Below are 4671 nucleotides of genomic sequence, written 5' to 3' on the forward strand. Positions count from 1 at the left end.
TCCAGCATCATTTAGTTTGTTACCTCCCTAAATGTGGAATTAAGTATTGGGCTAGTGGCTAACCTTTGCTTAAAGATTGGACTTTCACCAACAAGAACCAATACGCTTTGCTTGGCACACTCATTTTTTTACCTCCTATGGGCAATTTTAGCCCACCTTTCGGTATATAAGAAACTATCTTTTATCCCTTTCCACATCATAATAAGTATATCATAAGGCAGGGTAAAAGTCATCAATTCTTTGGAGTTTTTCATCCCCATTCTGACCAGTTAAATGTAAATCTCTTGTGGGTCAGTCGGGCAAAGTTAATCCCTCGTCCAGCAATCCTTTTATTTCTCAGTCCTTAAGAGCGGGTATTAACAAATTGCGGGGGCTCCAATAGGGGATATGCGTTTTAAGCGTATTCATCAACAACTCCCTAAGAGCTTGAGGCTTTTGAGTCATTTCCGCTATATCTATCTATTTTCCATCATTTCTATTATTGCCCGAAGGACTACATCTTCTCCTCTCGCTATCATACTTTCACTTTCTTGGGGACCACCTTGGGGACCACTTTGGGGAGGACCACCTTTGCCTTGAGGACCACCTTCACCTGAAAGTGGAGGAGGCCCCATTTTTCTTAATTCGGTAAGTGTGTTGAGTGTATCTTTTAGATCAATCCCATTTTCTTTGGCAAATGTCTTTAATACATTGGGAGCCCTTTCTGCCATCTTTTCCACATCAAAATTCCCAGACATCATTGCCTGATGCATCTCTTCTCTAAAGGCCTTCATTTGAACCTTGTCTTTTCCCGTCATATTAGACATCGCACTTAAGAGTTTCCCCGCCGCACTCAAATCTACCCCATCCGCTCCAAGGAAGGAGAGAAATTCAGGTAACTTTGGTCTTCTATGACCCGCATCAGGAAAACCCTGTATGGCCACACTTGATCCTACTGATCTCATTGCGTCAATACCCATCTTGACACCTCCTATTTTTTTGAGGGTCTCTTCAGGTCATTATAGAACCGAACAGACCCTCCTTCTATATGTCTTGTTAATGCCGAGTTCTTAGAGGAAGACCATCCATGGAGGCTCATCTTAGACAATCTTCCCTCCAAAAGTTTAAGGAATCGTTGCTTTTGCTCTGGCGAAAACACCTCCTTTGTCTGATGAAGAATATCATCAAAGACACAGCCTTCAATCTTTGCTTGTAAGCTGGCAATGTCTTTAAAGATACTATCTAAGCTTGCCTTGCTCGGTTCAGACTCTGTTTTCAATAAACTTATGAGTTGACTTCTTCTTGCATTCAATTCTTTAATTATAGGAAGAATCTTTAGATGTGTCTGTTCACGCATCTTCTGTATTTTATCAATCTGCTCTGGGTTGAGTCTAAGTTGCCTTTTCACAATATCTGGGGATGGCCCAGGCGGTAGCCCGGGTTCAAAGGGAATCCCCTCTTTAAATCTTTTCTTGTTTTGCTCATGATGAACAATGGATATTATCATCCCGATATTTATACCCACAGAAATAATGAGAAATCCAATAAGAATCTTCACCTTCATTGTCTTTCACCTTCCATTGAAAGAAGGGCATAGGCATTACCCAATGAACCTTCAGGGAAGTTATCAAAAAGGGTAATGCTAAAGAAATTGTCAAACCCCTCTCTTGTCGGCAATACCTTTAGCCCCTTTATCTGGTAAATAGATGTTCCTAAATAACTACCACATAGCAGAGAAACAAGAAAGAGTGCGGTTGCACCCGCAGGTATAAGAATACGATTCATTCCCTCCAAAACAGGTATAAGAACACGATTTATTTCCTCCAAAAACCATAGACGAATAGCCCTTTTTGATTCTCTTTCTATAATCTTCTGTTTCAAATTGAGCATAAAATATGGAGAGGCCTGTACCTCTTCCATAGCATCAAGAGAATGTGATACATAAGATAGCCTATCTACCTCCTTTTGGCAAGAGGCACAAGATTTCACATGCTCTGAAATACGGTGCTTTTCTTCTTTGCAGACTTCACCATCCAAAAAGGCAGAGAGCTTTCTTTTACTTATGTGTTTCATTTCATTTTCACTTCTTATATTATTTAGACAAATTTTTCTCCAAAAACTTGCGGTCAGATTTCATTTTTTTATTAAGGGAAGGAGTTTCTCTCTCAAATTCTCTCTTGCCCTAAAGATCAAAGATTCAACGGATGATAAAGATACCTTCATAATTTGGGCTATCTCTTTGTAAGATTTGCCCTCAAATTTTGAAAGGATTAAGGCAATCCTTTGCCTCTCTGGTAGCTCATTCACTGCTTTTTTTATAGCTACTTTCTCTTCCTCATCTTCAAAACTTACATCCGAATTTGAACTTATTGTGTTCTCTAAGATTGGAAGACTCTCTCTTTTTTTAGCCCGGTAGTTAAGGCATTGATTAACTACGATTCTATAGAGCCATGTTGAAAACCTAGATTCCCCTCTGAAATTCTTGGCATGTTGCCATACCTTTATAAAAACCTCCTGAGCAATGTCTTGCGCCTCAGCAGAATCTCCAATATAACGATAGATTGTATTTAAAACAGAATGCCGATACTCTTTAACCAATTGTTCAAAGGCATCTTCATCCCGATCAACGATTTTTTGAATCAGAAACTGCTCCACCTAAAGACAGAAGACCTCCCTTTTGTTTATATCTTTTATCTGGAAACTTCCGTATCCACTTGATAAGGAATAATCTCTCTTTGCCCCATCTAAAATCAAATATTTGGTCAGGACCCATTGGTCCTTCTGGCCTCAATCTCTCCTGTGCATTACTACGGCTGGGGCTTCCTATGGGAATCTTAATCTCGGCTATAGTTACCAATCTATCCTCTGGCAATAAGTGCCATTTAAGGGCATTGATTTGTTTTTCTTTGGCAATCAAGTATACTGCTTTTCTACTCATCTTAGCCCATTGCCAGACATCGTCTAAGAAGAGATCTATAAGTCCCGAGCCGGCGAGGTTTCCATATTTTAGACCGGCCTCAATGTTCCTGTATGCGTTTGGTGGGGCGATATTGTGGCTTTGAGCAAACATTCGTGGAGGTCTTTGATATAAAGAATTCAAAACAGAGGCGTCAACTAGTCGCCAATGACCGATAAAGTCAAGGTGCTGGCTAATTCCTTCATTGGTTATCAAGATACTGCCAGCAGAAATATACCTTTCTACTACATTTGTCACCTCTGCAAGAACTCCATTTTGCTTCTTTAGGTAGCGCATAGAAGAGAGCGACTGGGGAAGCCCCCAAAAGATAGTAATCAGAAGGAGCACAATAGAACTGGCCCAGGCTGATAAACGGCGATCTTCACTAATCTGGCGCAAGAGCCATACACCTGCAATTGTATAAATAGGAAATGTGGGAAGCAGGTATCGCATCGATTGAGGATCAGGCTTCCAATAATAGGACATATATACCGATGTGATAGGTAGGACAAGTAGAGCAAATAGCATGCCTTGTTTCCATGTGTGATAACGAGCACATAAGGTAGTAATGCCGATAACTCCAAGGCCAAATATTAAACCACATCCTTCACTCATAATCTTTTGCAAATAGGGAAGCGAATTATCCACAAAGTAGTTCCAGGCAAAAAAAGCATCTGCTCCCCTTAAGATAGTATAACCTGTTTTCCAGAATACACCAAAGACTATTTGGTTGCGAATACATAAGATACCTAAGGGAATTAAGGCACCAATCGCGCCAGCAATAAGCGAGTGCCAAAATACCTTATCACGCTGAAGATGGAGTAAAACAAAGACTCCAAAAGCAAAACAGAATAATACCTCTGGATAGCGAATGGTAGGAATAACCCCAATAAACAGACCCGTAATAAAGGCTAACCAAGGAGAATGTGTCTTTTCCCATTGAAAGAGGAAGAACAGTGCCCAGATGAGAAAAAAGACTACTGCCGTATGAGAATCACCAAAAAGTGCATGTTCGTTGGCAAAGGGATTAATCGCCATCAGCGCTATAGCAAGTAAAGCCCAGCTTTCACCAAGCCACAATCGGCACAACAGAAATAATCCCACTAAAGATAAAGAAGCCATCAGGGGATTAAGTAATAACGCCGCTTTTGGCCCAAAAATCTTATAAACGATTGCAAGTATCAGGGGTAAGCCTGGGGGGAATGTGGCAAAATAACGGTTGTTACTTGTATGACGCCAATGGGGACCGATATACTGTAATATTGATTCTGGCTCAAGATATGTTCTTCCCTGTTTGGCTATTAACTTTGCCTGGACAAAGTATCCTTGGGCATCAGGTGTTGAAATGGCAGGTTCAAAATAACACACAAGAAAGACAAAGTGGATAACCACAAACAAAAAAGCAAGTAAGGTAAAAGGAACTCTTAGTTTATATTGAATAGAGCCTGGTTCCATAAATTATTTCCTCCAGCGATACATCTATAATATTTAGACAGATTTTTCTCCAAAAACTTGCGGTCAAATTACCCTATTTTTACTGATTAGATATTGGGTATATAATAAAAAGGGGGTCAACGGATGTGCAGGGTTTTGCCCGCCCGTTGATATTAAAACTGGAACTTACCCATAAGTTTGTAGAAACAAATCCTGCTTAGGTTTTTAACACTTTATTTTATTCAAAAAGAGAAAAACTAAAATTTTATCTTTAAAAAAAAGGAAAAAATGCCGATATATTA

The 4671-nt window shown here is 39.9% G+C and carries 5 protein-coding genes; all 5 read right to left on the bottom strand.

Going from position 1 to position 4671, the window contains the following annotated elements:
• Positions 1-455: 455 nt before the first annotated feature.
• Genes AB1630_10520 through AB1630_10540 form a run of 5 tightly spaced genes read right to left on the bottom strand, consistent with a single transcriptional unit; the run spans position 456 to position 4390 of the window.
• Positions 456-944 (bottom strand): hypothetical protein, encoded by a 489-nt coding sequence (locus AB1630_10520; GenBank protein MEW6104223.1) that lies wholly within the window; start codon positions 942-944, stop codon positions 456-458.
• A gap of 26 nt (positions 945-970) precedes the next feature.
• On the bottom strand, positions 971-1543 hold the full coding sequence (locus AB1630_10525; GenBank protein MEW6104224.1) for a hypothetical protein: 573 nt from the start codon (positions 1541-1543) through the stop codon (positions 971-973).
• Positions 1540-2052 (bottom strand): zf-HC2 domain-containing protein, encoded by a 513-nt coding sequence (locus tag AB1630_10530; GenBank protein MEW6104225.1) that lies wholly within the window; start codon positions 2050-2052, stop codon positions 1540-1542. The genes AB1630_10525 and AB1630_10530 overlap by 4 nt, the downstream gene beginning before the upstream one ends.
• A gap of 60 nt (positions 2053-2112) precedes the next feature.
• On the bottom strand, positions 2113-2634 hold the full coding sequence (locus AB1630_10535; protein MEW6104226.1) for a sigma-70 family RNA polymerase sigma factor: 522 nt from the start codon (positions 2632-2634) through the stop codon (positions 2113-2115).
• Complete coding sequence (locus AB1630_10540) at positions 2603-4390, bottom strand: glycosyltransferase family 39 protein (GenBank protein ID MEW6104227.1); 1788 nt, start codon at positions 4388-4390, stop codon at positions 2603-2605. Before AB1630_10540 ends, AB1630_10535 begins: the two co-directional genes overlap by 32 nt.
• Positions 4391-4671 lie beyond the last annotated feature (281 nt).

The organism is bacterium (assembly GCA_040753555.1).
Classification (GTDB): Bacteria; UBA9089; UBA9088; order UBA9088; family UBA9088; genus JBFLYE01.

Excerpts from the sequence above, each read along its gene's own strand:
- AB1630_10520 (MEW6104223.1), bottom strand. The coding sequence starts at position 944 with ATGAGATCAGTAGGATCAAGTGTGGCCATACAGGGTTTTCCTGATGCG.
- AB1630_10525 (MEW6104224.1), bottom strand. The coding sequence starts at position 1,543 with ATGAAGGTGAAGATTCTTATTGGATTTCTCATTATTTCTGTGGGTATA.
- AB1630_10530 (MEW6104225.1), bottom strand. The coding sequence starts at position 2,052 with ATGAAACACATAAGTAAAAGAAAGCTCTCTGCCTTTTTGGATGGTGAA.
- AB1630_10540 (MEW6104227.1), bottom strand. The coding sequence starts at position 4,390 with ATGGAACCAGGCTCTATTCAATATAAACTAAGAGTTCCTTTTACCTTA.